This is a genomic window from Klebsiella sp. 141162, assembly GCF_050600755.1.
Taxonomy (GTDB): Bacteria; Pseudomonadota; Gammaproteobacteria; order Enterobacterales; family Enterobacteriaceae; genus Klebsiella; species Klebsiella aerogenes.
The window spans coordinates 1-15,530 of sequence record NZ_JAQIRI010000009.1; the positions used below are offsets into that span (position 1 = coordinate 1).

Annotated in this window: 14 protein-coding genes; 5 read left to right on the forward strand and 9 right to left on the reverse strand. The window is 51.7% G+C overall.

Features of this window, described 5'->3' with window-relative positions:
• The 3 genes from PGR23_RS19855 to citB form a co-directional block, all read left to right on the forward strand.
• On the forward strand, nt 1-744 hold a 744-nt coding region (locus tag PGR23_RS19855; protein ID WP_430915650.1), incomplete at its 5' end, for a sodium ion-translocating decarboxylase subunit beta.
• A gap of 427 nt (nt 745-1,171) precedes the next feature.
• Entirely contained in the window at nt 1,172-2,800 is a 1,629-nt protein-coding gene (gene citA, locus PGR23_RS19860; RefSeq protein WP_047065098.1) for a citrate sensor histidine kinase CitA, read from the forward strand.
• The gene (gene citB / locus PGR23_RS19865) at nt 2,793-3,497 is read left to right on the forward strand and encodes a citrate response regulator transcription factor CitB (RefSeq protein ID WP_045395773.1); all 705 of its coding nucleotides are present in this window, start codon (nt 2,793-2,795) and stop codon (nt 3,495-3,497) included. Before citA ends, citB begins: the two co-directional genes overlap by 8 nt.
• Nucleotides 3,498-3,502: 5 nt before the next feature.
• Here the strand turns inward: citB and PGR23_RS19870 are convergent, their stop codons facing one another.
• Nucleotides 3,503-4,132: a hypothetical protein gene (locus tag PGR23_RS19870; protein ID WP_063413960.1), complete on the reverse strand. Its 630-nt coding sequence runs from the start codon at nt 4,130-4,132 to the stop codon at nt 3,503-3,505.
• Nucleotides 4,133-4,224: 92 nt separating this feature from the next.
• Between PGR23_RS19870 and PGR23_RS19875 the strand changes: the two genes are divergently transcribed.
• A complete protein-coding gene (locus PGR23_RS19875) occupies nt 4,225-5,157 on the forward strand; it encodes a LysR family transcriptional regulator (protein WP_396279931.1) in 933 nt (310 codons plus the stop codon).
• On the opposite strand, the gene PGR23_RS19880 is transcribed toward PGR23_RS19875, so the two are convergent.
• The 5 genes from PGR23_RS19880 to PGR23_RS19900 all read right to left on the reverse strand — a co-directional run bounded on the left by PGR23_RS19880 (nt 5,102) and on the right by PGR23_RS19900 (nt 11,872).
• Complete coding sequence (locus PGR23_RS19880; protein ID WP_047050152.1) at nt 5,102-5,467, reverse strand: DUF805 domain-containing protein; 366 nt, start codon at nt 5,465-5,467, stop codon at nt 5,102-5,104. The two genes, PGR23_RS19875 and PGR23_RS19880, sit on opposite strands and share 56 nt — an antisense overlap.
• A 176-nt stretch (nt 5,468-5,643) precedes the next feature.
• On the reverse strand, nt 5,644-7,929 hold the full coding sequence (locus PGR23_RS19885; RefSeq protein WP_059355901.1) for a hydratase: 2,286 nt from the start codon (nt 7,927-7,929) through the stop codon (nt 5,644-5,646).
• Nucleotides 7,930-7,983: 54 nt separating this feature from the next.
• Nucleotides 7,984-9,246: an SLC13 family permease gene (locus PGR23_RS19890; protein WP_063413956.1), complete on the reverse strand. Its 1,263-nt coding sequence runs from the start codon at nt 9,244-9,246 to the stop codon at nt 7,984-7,986.
• 91 nt (nt 9,247-9,337) lie between these two features.
• Nucleotides 9,338-10,771, reverse strand: coding sequence for an anion permease (locus PGR23_RS19895; protein ID WP_045395790.1), 1,434 nt, complete (start codon nt 10,769-10,771; stop codon nt 9,338-9,340).
• Between the two features lie 45 nt (nt 10,772-10,816).
• The gene (locus tag PGR23_RS19900; RefSeq protein ID WP_063413954.1) at nt 10,817-11,872 is read right to left on the reverse strand and encodes a 4-oxalomesaconate tautomerase; all 1,056 of its coding nucleotides are present in this window, start codon (nt 11,870-11,872) and stop codon (nt 10,817-10,819) included.
• Between the two features lie 270 nt (nt 11,873-12,142).
• Between PGR23_RS19900 and PGR23_RS19905 the strand changes: the two genes are divergently transcribed.
• Nucleotides 12,143-13,072: a LysR family transcriptional regulator gene (locus PGR23_RS19905; protein WP_047065102.1), complete on the forward strand. Its 930-nt coding sequence runs from the start codon at nt 12,143-12,145 to the stop codon at nt 13,070-13,072.
• A 9-nt stretch (nt 13,073-13,081) separates the two neighbouring features.
• On the opposite strand, the gene rihC is transcribed toward PGR23_RS19905, so the two are convergent.
• From rihC to fkpB, 3 genes are all read right to left on the reverse strand, one after another.
• The gene (gene rihC, locus PGR23_RS19910) at nt 13,082-13,996 is read right to left on the reverse strand and encodes a ribonucleoside hydrolase RihC (RefSeq protein ID WP_047043966.1); all 915 of its coding nucleotides are present in this window, start codon (nt 13,994-13,996) and stop codon (nt 13,082-13,084) included.
• A 67-nt stretch (nt 13,997-14,063) separates the two neighbouring features.
• Entirely contained in the window at nt 14,064-15,014 is a 951-nt protein-coding gene (gene ispH / locus PGR23_RS19915; RefSeq protein ID WP_015368325.1) for a 4-hydroxy-3-methylbut-2-enyl diphosphate reductase, read from the reverse strand.
• Nucleotide 15,015: 1 nt separating this feature from the next.
• Nucleotides 15,016-15,465, reverse strand: a complete 450-nt coding sequence (fkpB, locus tag PGR23_RS19920; protein ID WP_047043962.1) for an FKBP-type peptidyl-prolyl cis-trans isomerase — start codon at nt 15,463-15,465, stop codon at nt 15,016-15,018.
• Between the last annotated feature and the right edge of the window lie 65 nt (nt 15,466-15,530).

Genomic DNA, 15,530 nt, shown 5'->3' on the forward strand with positions numbered 1-15,530 from the left:
TCCTTCACCCTGCCGCAGGCGGCGGCCATCGGCATCATCGGCGGCGCCGACGGCCCGACGGCCATCTACCTGTCGAGCAAGCTGGCGCCGGAGCTACTGGGGGCCATCGCGGTGGCCGCCTACTCCTACATGGCGCTGGTACCGCTGATCCAGCCGCCGATCATGAAGGCGCTGACCAGCGACAAAGAGCGGAAGATCCGCATGGTGCAGCTGCGTACGGTGAGCAAACGCGAGAAGATCCTCTTCCCGGCGGTGCTGTTGCTGCTGGTGGCGCTGCTGTTGCCGGACGCCGCGCCGCTGCTGGGGATGTTCTGCTTCGGCAACCTGATGCGCGAAAGCGGGGTGGTGGATCGGCTGAGCGATACGGTGCAGAACGCGCTGATCAATATCGTCACCATCTTCCTCGGGCTGTCGGTGGGGGCCAAGCTGGTGGCGGACAAGTTCCTGCAGCCGCAGACGCTGGGGATCCTGCTGCTGGGGGTGATCGCCTTCTGCGTGGGCACCGCCGCCGGGGTGATCATGGCGAAGCTGATGAACGTGTTCAGTAAGCACAAGATCAACCCGCTGATTGGTTCCGCCGGGGTATCGGCGGTGCCGATGGCGGCGAGGGTGTCCAACAAGGTGGGTCTGGAAGCGGACGGGCAGAACTTCCTGCTGATGCACGCGATGGGCCCGAACGTGGCCGGGGTGATCGGCTCGGCGATCGCCGCCGGGGTGATGCTCAAGTACGTGCTGGCGATGTAGGCCGGCATCCTTCCCGGATGGCGGCTTACGCCTTATCCGGGCTACCGGTCCGCTCCGGTTTGTAGCCCCGGTAAACGCAGCGCCACCGGGGAGAGGTTCCCGGATGGCGGCTGGCGCCTTATCCGGGCGACCGGTCCGCTCCGGTTTGTAACCCCGGTAAGCGCAGCGCCACCGGGGAGAGGTTGCCGGATGGCGGCTGGCGCCTTAGCCGGGCGACCGGTCCGCTCCGGTTTGTAGCCCCGGTAAGCGCAGCGCCACCGGGGAGAGGTTGCCGGATAGCGGCTGGCGCCTTAGCCGGGCTACCACACCAGCGCCCGATTCAATGGTTTTGAACGGGCGTTTTTCTGAATTTTTTGGATCTGTGCGCCATCTGCAGGTACCCGGACCGCCAAACGAGGAAACTAGCCATTTAATGTCTATCGGCCCTATGTACACCCGAAAAATAACCCACTGGTTTGCGCGGCGGTCCTTTCAGAACCGCATCTTCCTGCTGATATTATTTACCTCAACTGTCGTCATGCTGGGTATGTCCTGGTATCTAACAGATATTACCGAAGAACGTCTTCATTACCAGGTCGGGCAACGGGCATTGATTCAGGCGATGCAGATTTCAGCAATGCCGGAGCTAGTGGAAGCGGTACAGAAGCGCGATCTCGCCAGAATTAAAGAGCTTATCGACCCCATGCGTTCATTCTCAGACGCCACCTACATCACCGTCGGCGATGCCAACGGACAGCGTCTTTATCACGTCAACCCGGACGAAATCGGTAAATCAATGGAAGGTGGCGATAGCGATGAGGCGCTGTATAACGCCAAAAGCTATGTCTCGGTACGCAAAGGTTCGCTAGGTTCATCATTACGGGGTAAATCGCCGGTGCAGGACGCCACCGGGAAAGTCATCGGCATCGTGTCGGTCGGTTATACCATTGAACAGTTAGAAAACTGGCTCAGCCTGCAGATAAGCTCGCTACTGATCCCGATGGCGATTATCCTGCTATTGCTGCTGTACTGCGCTCGCCGCTTCTCGCTGCATATCAAAAAGCAAATGCTCAATATGGAGCCCCAGCAGCTCTCGCAGCTGCTCATCCAGCAAAGCGTGCTCTTTGAATCGGTGTTTGAAGGGCTCATCGCCATCGACTCAAATTATAAGATAACCGCCATTAATCAGACCGCCCGTCGTCTGCTTAATCTAAGCCAGCCGGAGCCCGTACTGATCGGTAAAAAGATCAGTAGCGTCATTGCGCAAGAGGCATTCTTCTACGATGCGCCGCATGAGAATAAGAAAGACGCGATCGTCACTTTTAATCAGATCAAAGTGATCGCCAGCCGGATGGCGGTGATCTTAAATAATGCCCCACAAGGTTGGGTCATCAGTTTTCGCAGTAAAGACGATATCAACACCCTCAGTCTGCAGCTCAGCCAGGTACAGCAGTACGCCGATAATCTGCGCGCCGTGCAGCATGAACACCGCAACCTGATCTCGACCATCGCCGGACTGTTGTTTCTTAAACGCTACGATCACGCGCTGGATCTGATTCAGCAACAGTCAGAAAGCCACCAGAAGGTGCTCGATTTTATTGCGCGTAATTTCCAGGATAACCACCTTGCCGGGCTGCTGATCGGTAAATATTATCGGGCCAAAGAGCTTGGTCTTGAACTGGTATTCGACCCCGCCTGCTTCGTCGATATCCTTCCCACCGCGCTTTCTCCCAGCGAATGGATCTCGATCGTAGGGAATCTGCTCGATAACGCCTACAATGCCTCGTTACGCCAGCCGCTGGGATCGAAGCAGATCGAGTGTTTAATAAATAGCGACGGTCATGAACTGATCGTCGAGATCGCCGACCAGGGATGCGGCATTGACGAGACGCTACGCGATCGCATCTTTGAGCGTGGCGTCACCAGTAGCGCCAGCGCCGAGCACGGTATTGGGCTCTGGCTGGTGCGCAGTTACGTAGAACAAGCAGGCGGCACTATCGTCGTCGAAAATAACATTCCCTTTGGCACCATCTTTACCCTTTATATCCCCCTGACCCGAGATGAACATCATGGATAGCATTACTACTCTTATCGTTGAAGACGAACCTATGCTGGCGGAAATCCTGGTGGATACCATCAAACAGTTCCCCCAGTTCAACGTAATCGGCATCGCGGATAAACTGGAAAGCGCGAAAAAGCTGATGCGTCTCTACCAGCCGCAGCTGATCCTGCTGGATAACTTTCTCCCTGACGGCAAGGGGTTGGATCTGATTCGCCACGCTGTCAGCACTAACTACAAAGGGCGAATCATTTTCATTACCGCCGATAATCATATGGAGACCATCAGCGAAGCCCTGCGACTGGGAGTATTCGATTACCTGATTAAGCCCGTACACTATCAACGTTTACAACATACGCTCGAGCGTTTCGCCCGCTACCGCAGCTCATTGCGTTCGAGCGAACAGGCCAGCCAGACCCACGTCGACGCCCTGTTTAATATCCAGGCTCGCGAGCACACTGAACCTGCTGACGCGCCGCTGCGCGGGATCGATGAAAGCACCTTTCACCGCGTGCTGCAGCTGTTCTCCGACCCGGAAGTCGTGCATACCGCCGACTCTCTGGCCCGCATCCTCGGCAGCAGTAAAACCACTGCCCGCCGTTATCTCGAACAAGGCGTTAAAAACGATTTTCTGGAAGCGGAAATCAGTTATGGCAAAGTCGGCCGGCCGGAACGTATTTATCGCGGCAAACATCCCTACCCTGAGCACGTCTGAAACGCTTATTCGAGGGTATAGCTGACGATCATCTGCCCTTTTTTCATTTTCAGCTGGCTGATGACGATATTTCCCAACGCCGCCAGACTAGCGACATGGGTACCGCCGCAGGGATAAGCTGCCAGTTCGCCGAATCCTACGGCGCGCAGTCCATTAGCGAAGGTGATGCGGCGCGGTAAATCCTGCTTCTGCCACGCGCTCACCTGCGCCAGCAGCGCGCTGGCTTCCGGTAACGCGGCGCCAGCGCCGGCAGCAAACGTAATCCGTCCCTCTCCCGGCCAGTGATGCGCCTTCACCGGTCGCCAGCCGAACTGCTCGCCGGCCAGTCCCAGCAAGTGACCAGCAGAGTGCAAACGGGCATGCCGTTGCCGCACAGGCGCATCAATTCGTAGCTCCACCTCGCCTAACGGCAGCGGCTGGGCAACGATATGCAGGACACTATCGCCGCGCGTCGTGACCGCCATTACGGGCTGCTCATCGATCCAGCCGCGATCGGACGGCTGCCCGCCGCCCTGCGGATGGAACAACGTGCGATCAAGTTCAATGGCATAACCACCATCGGCTTCAGCGCTGCAGCTGATAATTTGTGCGCGCCCTTCGGTGGCGTCGCTGGCGTAATAAACACGTTCAGTCATGATTGTTCCCCTCTCTGTCAGCACAGTATATTGATAATATTGACCGCGATAATGGCCTCCACAACCAATGCACTTTTGCTTTGAGGGCACAAATGAATCTGAACCTTCTCCCCGACCTCGCCCTCTTCGTACAGATTGTCGAACAAGGCAGCTTTTCCGCCGTCGCCCGTCAGAGCGGGATTACGCCATCCGCCGTCAGTCGCAGCGTCTCGCGGCTGGAACAGGAGATGCGCTGCAAACTGTTGCACCGAACCACCCGCAAGCTGCGGCTGAGCGATGCCGGGAAAGCGGTATATGAACATGCGCTGGAAATGCTGGAAGCGGCGCGCCAGGCTATGGACTGCGCCGGAAGTACCCAGACGGTGGCGCAGGGTAAACTCACGCTGAGCGTACCAAAAGCCGTCGGGCGCTTTGTCATTCATCCGCTAATGATCGACTTTTTCAACCGTTATCCGCAGGTTGACGTCTGTTTACGTTTAGAAGATCGCGATCTCGACTTTATTGATGACGGCATCGATCTCGCGCTGCGTATTACCCATACCCCTTCCCCTGGACTGCATGGCAAACCGCTGATGCCGATTGTTCATGTCATCTGCGCCACTAAAGAGTACTTACAGCGCCACGGAATGCCGCGTACCCCGCAGGATCTGCGCGCGCATAGCTGTATCAGTCTTGGCGAAACGCCCGCCGACGCGTGTTGGAAATTTCGCCGCGAAGGCAAAAACGAAACGGTGCAGACGTACGGACGCTACGCCGCTAACCACACTGCGGTGCGTCTTGATGCGGTTAAACAGCATCTGGGGATTGGCAGTCTGCCACTGTTTACCGCCCGTGAAGCGCTGGCAAAGGGTGAAATCGTGCAGGTGCTGGCGGAGTGGGAGTTTATCAGCAGCTACTCTGGCAATCTGTGGCTGTTATGGGCGGGGCATAAGCATATGCCCGCCAGAATGCGGGCAATGATTGATTTTCTTAGCGAGACGGTTCCGGCGCTGAACGCAGGCAGCACATTGCCAAAGATAAAATAATAAACACCGGGAAAACGATCCCCGGTAAAAACCAGAAACCAGAGCGGCCAATATCATGCATCCGGCGAAAACCTACCGCCAATATTGGGATAATCATCGGTAAATGAAGCACAAAAGCCAACGGGAAGAGAAACAGACTCAAAACGCCATACCGGTAGTCATAAAGCGTAGCCAGATACCAGATGAGTAAAGGGGTTGCCACAATCAGGGCGTTGATAAGAAAAAATGACCAGAACTCACGGCGGTCAGAGCGTCCAACGAAATTAAAAGCCTGTTTCCAGCCTTTAAGATAGGCCTGTCCATAGGTCATGATATTCTCTCCATGAGAACGAATTAATGACAGCGGGGCACATCGGAGCCCCCTTCAAACCAAACACTCCTTAGCCTAAACAACGCTTCAGCATAAATTAATGTGCTGGCACAAGAAAAGATATATTAATGTTGAAAGGATTGCTGGCAGAGAAACACTGCCAGCATGACCAGATATTAATTAGCGAGGATTAATTGATTTCTATTATAATTAATAAGACCACCGGCCTTAATAATCTCCTGCTCCGACGAGGTTAATTTCTCCATATAAAGCGTTATCTGCTTCACAGGTCGATTATCGCTGACTACAAAAGCGGTGATATCACTAAACTCACCGGTTAGTGCGCTTTTTATTGCCGGGATATAGATAAAATCGCCGACCTCGAAATCAGGCGCCTCTTTCATCTGCAGCGGCAGCATCCCCCAGTTAATCACATTGGAACGATAGCGCTTGGTCGCATACTCCTGGCTAATATTGGCCAGCCCGCCAAGCACGCGCTGGCAGCTAGCGGCCTGCTCTCGCGCTGAGCCATCACCGGGTTTGACCGCATAGATCATGCTACCTATCTCAGTCTGTGCCGCGCTAATATTTTCCTGACCCGGTAGCAGACGTATCTGGGAAAATATATTTTCCAGCTGTGGATTTAAACGGCAAAGATCTTCACCCTTAACGCGTTGTTGCTCCATAACGGCAATTTTTTTAGCCCGCCCCACATACTGCGGATCGCGACGGGAGAGCGTAAATTCCGCCAGCCCCAGGGGGTTCGAACGAAACGATGATGTTTCCCCTGACGGTATCAGCTCGTCGGTAGTCGTTACCGGATCCATTATCTTTGCGGCGACCACTAACAGAACATTATCCGTTAATGCATTCATTTCCGGCCAATCTTTTATATTCGGGCCATAGATTAGCGGCTGCTGTGTAGCGCCTTTAACGAATCCCTGATAAATCCGGTTTTTATAGGGGGAAACATCAAATTCATATTCCGGAGCATCATGCCAGCAATCGAGCTCCGCCGCCGAGGTTAACAATCCCCCGTTAGCGGCCGTCGCGGCAATTGAACGCGCGTCCATCAATGCCACCGCCGACATCTGCCCATTTCCCGGCTTGGAACCTTCACGGTTCGGAAAGTTACGCGTCGTATGACGGATACTTAAGCCATTATGCATCGGGGTATCACCGGCGCCGAAGCAAGGACCGCAGAACGCGGTACGAATAATGGCGCCCGCACTCATTAAGTCATTGATCATTCCCTTCTTCGTTAACGCCATCAGCACCGGTTGTGAGGAGGGGTAAACTGAAAGCGAGAAAATATTATCGCCACAGGAGTGATGCCTCAGGGCATTCGCCGCCTGTACGACGTTGACATAGTTTCCCCCGGCGCAACCAGCAATAATGCCCTGCTGAACGCGTAATTTACCGTTCTCTATTTTGTCCAGCAGTGAAAGCTTCGCGCGTCCCAGCGAGATTTTCTCAGCTTCAATTTCAACCTGGCGTAAAATGTCCGGTAAATTCTGATTAAGTGTATCAATTTCATAGACATTGGCTGGGTGAAACGGTAGCGCAATCATCGGTTTGATGGTACTTAAATCGATTTCGATACAACCATCGTAGTAGGCCATCTCTTTTGCTGACAGCGCACGATAATCTTTCTCTCTACCATGAAGGCGTAAAAAATGCCGCGTCTCTTCATCGGTCTGCCAGATAGAGGATAAGCAGGTCGTCTCAGTAGTCATGACATCAATACTGTTTCGATAGTCGGTCGACATACTGGCCACGCCGGGACCAACGAATTCCATCACTTTGTTCTTCACATAACCGTTTTTGAATACCGCGCCGATTAATGCCAGCGCAATATCCTGAGGGCCAACGCCAGCGGCAGGTTTGCCAGTTAAATACACCGCGACGACATCGGGATAATCAATATCCCAGGTGTTTCCCAGCAGTTGTTTAACTAGCTCACCGCCGCCTTCACCGACGGCCATCGTCCCCAGCGCGCCATAACGCGTATGACTATCCGATCCCAGTATCATTTGGCCGCTACCAGCCATCATTTCACGCATATACTGGTGAATAACCGAAATATGTGGCGGAACGTAAATCCCGCCATATTTCTGCGCGGAAGTGAGACCAAAAATATGATCGTCGCTGTTAATGGTTCCTCCCACCGCACAAAGTGAATTGTGGCAGTTGGTTAAAACATACGGCAATGGAAAGCGGGTCATGCCGGAGGCTTTTGCCGTCTGGATGATGCCAACAAAGGTAAGGTCATGGGAGGTCATAGAATCAAATTTAATTTTTAATTTCAGTTCATCTCCCGAGTGGCTATGAGATGACAAAATTGACCATGTTATGGTTCCCTTTCGTGCAATCTCTTTGGCGACAGGATTGGCGCATTCCTGTTCTGGGATAATCCCATGCTGATGGGATAAATATACCCCACTATCATGTAATTTAATCATGACTTGTGTCCTTCAGATAGATTAAATAATTAGGCGATGCTTTTATCCGTATTATTACGAATAGAAAGGAAAAAATATCGGCAGTAAAATAAAGCTCACCACCACAGATATAATAATCAGCGGTAATCCGACCCTGACATAATCCATAAACCGATATCCTCCGGCGGAAAAAATCATCATATTCGCCGGCGTCCCCACCGGGGTCGCATAAGCACATGAACAACCAATGACAATAGCCATTAGCACCGCTCGCGGATCGGCCCCCATGGAATTCGCAATAGACAGACCAATAGGAATCAGCAAGGCCGCTGTTGCGGTATTCGACATGAAGTTCGTTAATACACAGGATATGATTAACACAGCACTTAACAGTAAGAACGGCGAAGCCTGTTGACCCAGCAGATCGATAATAGAACGGGCCATGATTTCACCCGCGCCAGTGGTTTCGAGTGCTTTCGCTAAAGCTAAAGTACCGCCAAACAGAAAAATCGTCTGTGAGTCAATTGACTGGTAGGCCTGTTTTTCAGTAATCACTCGCGTAATAACCAAAAATAAGGCGCCAATTGAACCAATAATTGCAATTGGCAAACCAATGACGCTCTCAAAAATCATGCCCAGTACGGTAAATACCAACACTAAAACCGCAATAACTTGCTTATATTTAGAACAGTCAACTTTCCTGCTCTTTTCTGCTTTTCCCTCGGTACGCACAGATTGTGCCGGTAACAATTTATAACCTATTGTCAAAAAGTAGATGATCCCGCAAAGCAGCATAGGGATACCCAGTTTGGCATACTCGAAAAAACCGAAGCGTTGCCCGACTTGTTCCAGCGCCGACTGGGCGATCAAATTACCCGGCGAGCCAATAAGCGATAAGTTTCCACCCAGCGCCGACGCAAACGCTAATGGCATCAACAAACGAGATTGCGCATAGCCAGACTTCACCGCGGCGCCGATAACTACGGGGATCAGTACCGCGGCCGTTCCCGTGTTAGACAGAAAGCCGGAGAGTATTCCGCAAACCAACATGATAATAACGATGAGTTGCTTCTCCGAGCGTGCGTAACGGGTAACTATTCCTCCAATTTTATCTGTGACGCCAGTTTCGAATAAGGCGCCGCCAACCACAAACATGGCGACAAATAAAATGACATTCTGGTTAATAAACCCCGAGAAGGCCGTTTTCACATCAAACACGCCGGTTACGACCAGGACAATGCATACGATCATCGCGGTCGCCGCCAGCGGGATCTTCTCCCAAATAAACATCACAATTGAAAATAACAATAGTGACAATGTAATTGTTACTGGAGACATAAAAATGCGACACTCCATTTAGCGTTTTTAAAATATATCCTTGTTCCATGAACGCAGATTATAAAAAAGGTCAAAATCAAGATTTAATTTATTAGATTACCTTCCAGTACATTAATAACTCCCACCACCATACCCCGATGGTGATATGCAGGATGAACGTCAGCAGCGCCAATATACCGCCGACAATCCACCACGATTTAATATCATTATAACCAACGCCAAATATCACCGGGCCAGCGGCCCCGCCATAATGGGTGACCATACCGCCATACGAATTACTAAACAGCAGGGCTAATGCGGTTAACATCACTGGCGCACCGGAAACATTCGCCAACATAGCGAAGACCGGGACCATCGCCACAATATAAGCGCTGCCGGAGGCGAAGAAATAACGCACTAATATACTTAATGCTACGATAACGACAAAAGCCAGCGTGCTATGAGTGCCAAACGATATATTGTCCTTCAGCAATTCAGCTAACCACAAGAAAAAGCCCACTTTAGATAATAGTGAACTCAAGCCAATGATCCCGCCGTACCAAATCAGGGTATTCCATCCCCCTTTATTTTTTATCACATCATCCCAGGTGACGATTTTTAACACCAGCATCAATGCCATGACACAAATAGCTACCGTTGATTCGTTAACGCCAAGCGACTTACTAAATACCCAACCGGCTAATGCCATGACAAACAGGCAGGAGAGCATTTTTTCACGTAAGGTCATCGGCCCTAAAGACTCAAGACCCTCTTTGGCAATTGCCTTATTATCCACTTTCTTTAACTCTGGTGGATATAACTTATAGGTAATGAGCGGTGTTAATAACAGCATAATAATGCCAGGTAATATTCCGGCTAATGCCCATCCGCCCCAGCTCAATTTGATATGACAAATATCTTCAATCATTTTGAGCGCCAGTATATTCCCAGCCATTGCGGTAAAGAACATATAACTGGTCGTTTTGGTAACCATATAGACGTTAATCATCAAATAATGGCCAACGCGTTTTGCCGTATGCTCCGGTTCCGAGCCTAACGCAACAGCCACGCTATTGATGATAGGTAAGACGATACCGCCGGCGCGAGCCGTATTCGACGGTGTCGCGGGGGAAAGGATGAGATCAAGAAAGGCGGTAACATAGCCTAAGCCAAGCGTGGTACTCCCTATCTTGCCAATAAGAATATAAGCAATCCGCTTACCTAAACCAGTAATAACAAAGGCAGCACTTAAGGTAAACGCTGAGAAAACCAGCCAGGTAGTTCCCGATGCATAGCCACTTAATACACTCGATGATTTTATTACGCCATCACCTAAATTACCAATAACGACCATTGATGTGGCGACAGCGACTAACAATATTACCGGTTCAGAAAACGGCTTAATAACCAAACCAACAATCGCCGCCAGATAAATCCCTGATAGCACCCAAGCCAGTTTGGTCAATCCCGCTGGAGCCGGAAATAGACTAATAAGCAATGGGATGGCGACAAGCACTAATAGCTTGCATACTGTTTTTTTATCCATTTCGATCCCTTACCTGAATAAAATTATAGAAGAACACTGATTAAGTTATTCAGGGAGATAAACCATGCCAGAAAGAATCTTACGTGCGGTACGAATAACCGATGCGCGAATATTTTCAGGATTTCCATTCGCGTTACTTAAGTTCACCTCAATGCTGCCGCTAGGGTGTTCAACGCTAATTAATCCTTCACCAGACATTCGCGTAAGCTCATTAACCACGGTGTCGGCGATAACACAAGAGCTCGCCAGACCGATAGCGCCCGTAATCGCCAGAGACTTATGGCAGCTGTGGGGCATGAAATAACGCACGCTCATTGTTCCGCCGTGTTGCGGTGGAGCAACCAGTACCGGTTTAGGTATAACCATGTTGGATACATCGCCAAACCCCATTGCCGCGCCAGCTTGTTGACGTATAGATTCAAGACGCTGGAAAAATGCACTGTCCTTGTCTAATTCAGCAGCAGATTCATATCCGGTTTTACCGAGACTGTGTGCAGGGATAATCACCATCGGCATCGCCATATCAATACACGTGACGCGAATATCATCAAAAATATCGACCCGGTTACCGGTGGGGAAAAGTTGGCCCGACTTCGCCCCGGCGGCGTTTAGAAATGTCAGAGCAACGGGAGCCGCCTGCCCGGGAACGCCATCAATATGGGTATTCCCTTCATAAACGACCTGGCCGTTCGGTGTTTGAATGTCAGCATCGACAAAGGTATTGGTATTTACGTTTCTGATACGCACCCGCGTTACCGGTGAATTCGCCGCGATGAGACCTTTTTCGATAGCAAATCCACCTACCGCGCACAGCATATTGCCGCAATTAGGCGTGGTATCGACCCGCCGTTCATTGACAATGACCTGCACAAATAAATAGTCAATGTCTGCTTGTGGGCTGGACGATTGACTGACAATAGCCACTTTACTGGTTTGCGGGCTACCACCGCCAATACCATCAATTTCCAGTTCATGGCCAGAACCCATGATGGTTAATAACGCCTCATCACGTTTTTGAATATCTTCAGGTAGATCATCCGCTAAAAGGAAAGCCCCTTTTGACGTTCCTCCACGCATGAGAACACACGGAATTTGTTTCATAACACGCTCCTTACAAATATAGAAGAAAAAGAATAAATAAACGGGGCGTGAATTTAATGAACTTAATGTATTTAAAGTTTTTTATTTACTTTATTATTCATTAATCGCACAACCGTTCACCATCTGATTCTACTTGCAAGGCGGATAGTGATTGATAAAATATGAAAATAAGACTTATACCTACAAAACATTAATAATAATCATCGACACGGTAATAATTAACAAGGCCATTCTATATATTAATAATTCATCTCAGATTACGGAGTAACAATGAACAATGAACTATCCGGTATGAAAGCCTTTGTCACTGTTGCCGAACTGGGTTCATTTAGCAAAGCCGCTGAAGTACTTAACCTGACGCAACCCGCCCTAACCCGAAAAATACAGAAAATAGAAAGTAATCTTAATACCCCGCTTTTCGAACGAACCACCCGAAAAATCATGCTCACCCAGGCAGGACAAATGCTCCTTCCTAAAGCGAAATCACTGATTGCCAGCCTTGATGCCGCCATTTTCAACATCAGCAATCTGACTTCGAATGTGCATGATACGGTAACGCTTTCTTGTATCCCGACGGCGGTATTTTATTTTTTACCACGTGCTATCGTTCAATTTAATCAGCGCTATCCCCACATCAAAGTTCGAATTTATGAACAAGGTATAGAAAATTGCATGGCTTCGGTGAGAAAAGGCGAAGTCGATTTTGGAATAAATATGAACTTCATCACACATCCCGACATCGAATTTAGCCCGCTGGTCAACGAACCCTTCGTGCTGGCTTGCCGGCAGGATCATCCGCTCGCCAGTAAAAAATTAGTGGAATGGCGCGAGCTCGTCTCGCAGAGATTAATAGGCGTCAGACGCTCAAGCGGTAATCGGCAACTTATTGAAAGTTGCCTGCAGGATAAACCGTGGAGGTTAGATTGGTTTTACGAAGTCAGACATTTATCCACCTCTCTGGGTCTGGTCGAGGCGGGGCTTGGCATATCGGCTCTGCCCTGCCTGGCCATGCCGCATCACGCTAACAGCGCTGTCGTCAGCGTGCCGCTGGTTGAACCGGTCATCAGGCGCACGCTTGGCATGATTCGCGTTAAAAACCGTCCTCTTTCCGCGGCGGCTGAACGCTTCGCTTCATTATTGCTACTCATGTGGACGGATGAAGCGAGCGAGTTATGGTGTAATGTGGTCGATTCACACTAGCTTTACCTGTCACGGCGCGAGAGCGAAAACCTCCGCCGCCCAACGTTGAAAACCAGTGATATCCAAATCCAGCGCCACTTGGGCGTTGGCCGGTTGTCCCAAACGCCCTTCGATATCCACCACGGTGGTGCCGGCCGTCCAGGTCCCCTGCGTCTCCACCGCTACAAAGCAGGGTTTGAGCATAAATAGATCCGGGCGAACCAACCACGCGATAGCGCAGAGATCGTGCATTCTCAGGCCGCTGCTCATACTGCCGCTGCGATAGTGGCTAAACAGCGCATGAAGCATTTTACCGGTTTGATTGAGCGTCGGCAGGGTTGCCAGATAGTCCGCACTCAGCAGCGCCTTATTGGTGACATCCAGTCCGCACATCACAATGTCCAACCCACTCTGGAAGACTTTCGCGGCGGCTTCCGGATCGATGGCGATATTAAACTCGGCGTTAGGGGTAAAGTTGCCGCGACCGGCCGAGCCGCCCATCAGCACCAGTCGACGAATATTAAACAGGCACTCAGGATACTGCGTAATCAGCAGAGCAATATTGGTTAGCGGGCCGATGGCCACCAGTGTCACGGGTTCCGGCGCGTGCATCAGCGCATCGCGAATTGCCTGAAAAGCCGGTTTAGCCAGTGGCTGGCGGTTATGCTCGACGAAATCATAGCCCTCCATGCCGGATTCGCCGTGCACCGAGGCGGCATCGCGCAGCGGACGCACCAGCGGCATCGATGCCCCTTGCGCCAGTGGTACATCAGCATTCCAGAAATGCAGCAACTGCAGCGCATTGCGGGTCGTCTTCTCCACCGAGACATTACCCGCGACCGTCGTCATGAGTTGCAAATCCAGCTGCGGTGAGAAGAGCGCGGCGGCGATCGCCGCCGCGTCGTCAATACCCGGATCGGTGTCGAGAATAATCGGTAAGCGCATGGTTTTCTCCCAAAAAAAATGCCAGACGTTAAGTCTGGCATCTTCTCATACTGATGGATGAAAGAACTTACTCTACTTCACGGACATCCACACGCAGCTCTTTCGGCACTTCAAAAACGATATTCTCTTCACGGCCTTCCAGCGGCACCGCTTCACCGCCGCCCAGCTCCTGCAGGCGGGCAATCACGTTCTGCACCAGGATATCCGGGGCCGACGCGCCCGCCGTTACTCCAACGCAGGCAGCGGATTTCACCCACTGTTCCTGAATATCGGTGGCATCGTCGATAAGATAAGCCGCTTTCCCCATCCGCTGCGCCAGTTCGGCCAGACGGTTAGAGTTAGAGGAGTTTTTCGAACCGACCACCAGCACCACGTCAGCCTGTTCCGCCAGCGCGCGTACGGCTTCCTGACGGTTAGTCGTGGCGTAGCAAATATCGTCTTTACGCGGGCCGACGATTTTCGGGAAGCGCTCGCGCAGCGCGTCGATAACGTCAGAAGTATCGTCGACGGAGAGCGTGGTCTGAGTCATAAACGACAGTCGGGCATCGTTTTTCACTTCCAGCGTCAGCACATCTTCCGGCGACTCAACCAGGTACATGCCCCCTTCCGGGTTATTGTACTGACCCATGGTGCCTTCAACTTCCGGATGCCCGGCGTGGCCGATCAGGATCGACTCTTCGCCGCGGCGGCTGGCGCGGGCGACTTCCATATGGACTTTGGTCACCAGCGGACAGGTGGCGTCGAAAACCGTCAGGTCACGACTCTTCGCTTCATTGCGTACCGCCTGTGAAACGCCGTGAGCAGAGAAAATCAGGATCGCGCCGTCCGGCACTTCGCTAATCTGTTCGATAAAAATCGCTCCACGCTGACGCAGGCTATCGACGACGTAGCGGTTATGGACGACTTCGTGACGAACGTAGATTGGCGCGCCGTACAGCGTCAGCGCGTTTTCGACAATGCTGATAGCGCGGTCAACGCCGGCGCAAAAACCGCGCGGGTTAGCCAACAGGATCTGCATCTTACCCCTCCAGCGCCGGATCGACTTCCAGCACTTCAATATCAAAATGAACGGTGCGCCCGGCCAGCGGATGGTTGAAATCAACGGTAATAGAGTCGCCGTTCACTTCGCGGATCACGCCGGGCATTTCGCTGCCATCCATTGCGGTAAAGAGCATAATTGCGCCAATTTCCGGCTCGCCGGCGTCGATAAACTCGCGGCGAGAGAAATATTGGATCAGGTCCGGAGTCGGTACGCCGAATGCGGCGTCAGGTTCCAGCGAGAAAGTGGTTTTATCGCCGGCTTTCAACCCCAGCAGATGCTGTTCCAGCCCTTCGGAAAGCGAGGCGTCGCCGAGACGAAACAGCGCCGGTTTACCGTTGCCGCGCGTGGACTCGGCGGTGGAGCCATCATCCAGTTTTAGCGTGAAGTGCACCAGCACCGCGCTGTTGCTCTGTACAGAGTTAGACATGCAGGTTTGCTCTTTTACATTACCGCCACTTGTTGCCCGGTGGCGCTGCGCTTACCGGGCAATAA

Bases quoted from the DNA above. Each gene is read 5' to 3' on its own strand.
- PGR23_RS19880 (WP_047050152.1), bottom strand. From the start codon at position 5,467: ATGACCTATGGACAGGCCTATCTTAAAGGCTGGAAACAGGCTTTTAAT.
- PGR23_RS19885 (WP_059355901.1), bottom strand. From the start codon at position 7,929: ATGATTAAATTACATGATAGTGGGGTATATTTATCCCATCAGCATGGG.
- citA (WP_047065098.1), top strand. From the start codon at position 1,172: ATGTACACCCGAAAAATAACCCACTGGTTTGCGCGGCGGTCCTTTCAG.
- PGR23_RS19890 (WP_063413956.1), bottom strand. From the start codon at position 9,246: ATGTCTCCAGTAACAATTACATTGTCACTATTGTTATTTTCAATTGTG.
- ispH (WP_015368325.1), bottom strand. From the start codon at position 15,014: ATGCAGATCCTGTTGGCTAACCCGCGCGGTTTTTGCGCCGGCGTTGAC.
- PGR23_RS19900 (WP_063413954.1), bottom strand. From the start codon at position 11,872: ATGAAACAAATTCCGTGTGTTCTCATGCGTGGAGGAACGTCAAAAGGG.
- PGR23_RS19870 (WP_063413960.1), bottom strand. From the start codon at position 4,132: ATGACTGAACGTGTTTATTACGCCAGCGACGCCACCGAAGGGCGCGCA.
- citB (WP_045395773.1), top strand. From the start codon at position 2,793: ATGGATAGCATTACTACTCTTATCGTTGAAGACGAACCTATGCTGGCG.
- rihC (WP_047043966.1), bottom strand. From the start codon at position 13,996: ATGCGCTTACCGATTATTCTCGACACCGATCCGGGTATTGACGACGCG.
- PGR23_RS19905 (WP_047065102.1), top strand. From the start codon at position 12,143: ATGAACAATGAACTATCCGGTATGAAAGCCTTTGTCACTGTTGCCGAA.
- fkpB (WP_047043962.1), bottom strand. From the start codon at position 15,465: ATGTCTAACTCTGTACAGAGCAACAGCGCGGTGCTGGTGCACTTCACG.
- PGR23_RS19875 (WP_396279931.1), top strand. From the start codon at position 4,225: ATGAATCTGAACCTTCTCCCCGACCTCGCCCTCTTCGTACAGATTGTC.
- PGR23_RS19895 (WP_045395790.1), bottom strand. From the start codon at position 10,771: ATGGATAAAAAAACAGTATGCAAGCTATTAGTGCTTGTCGCCATCCCA.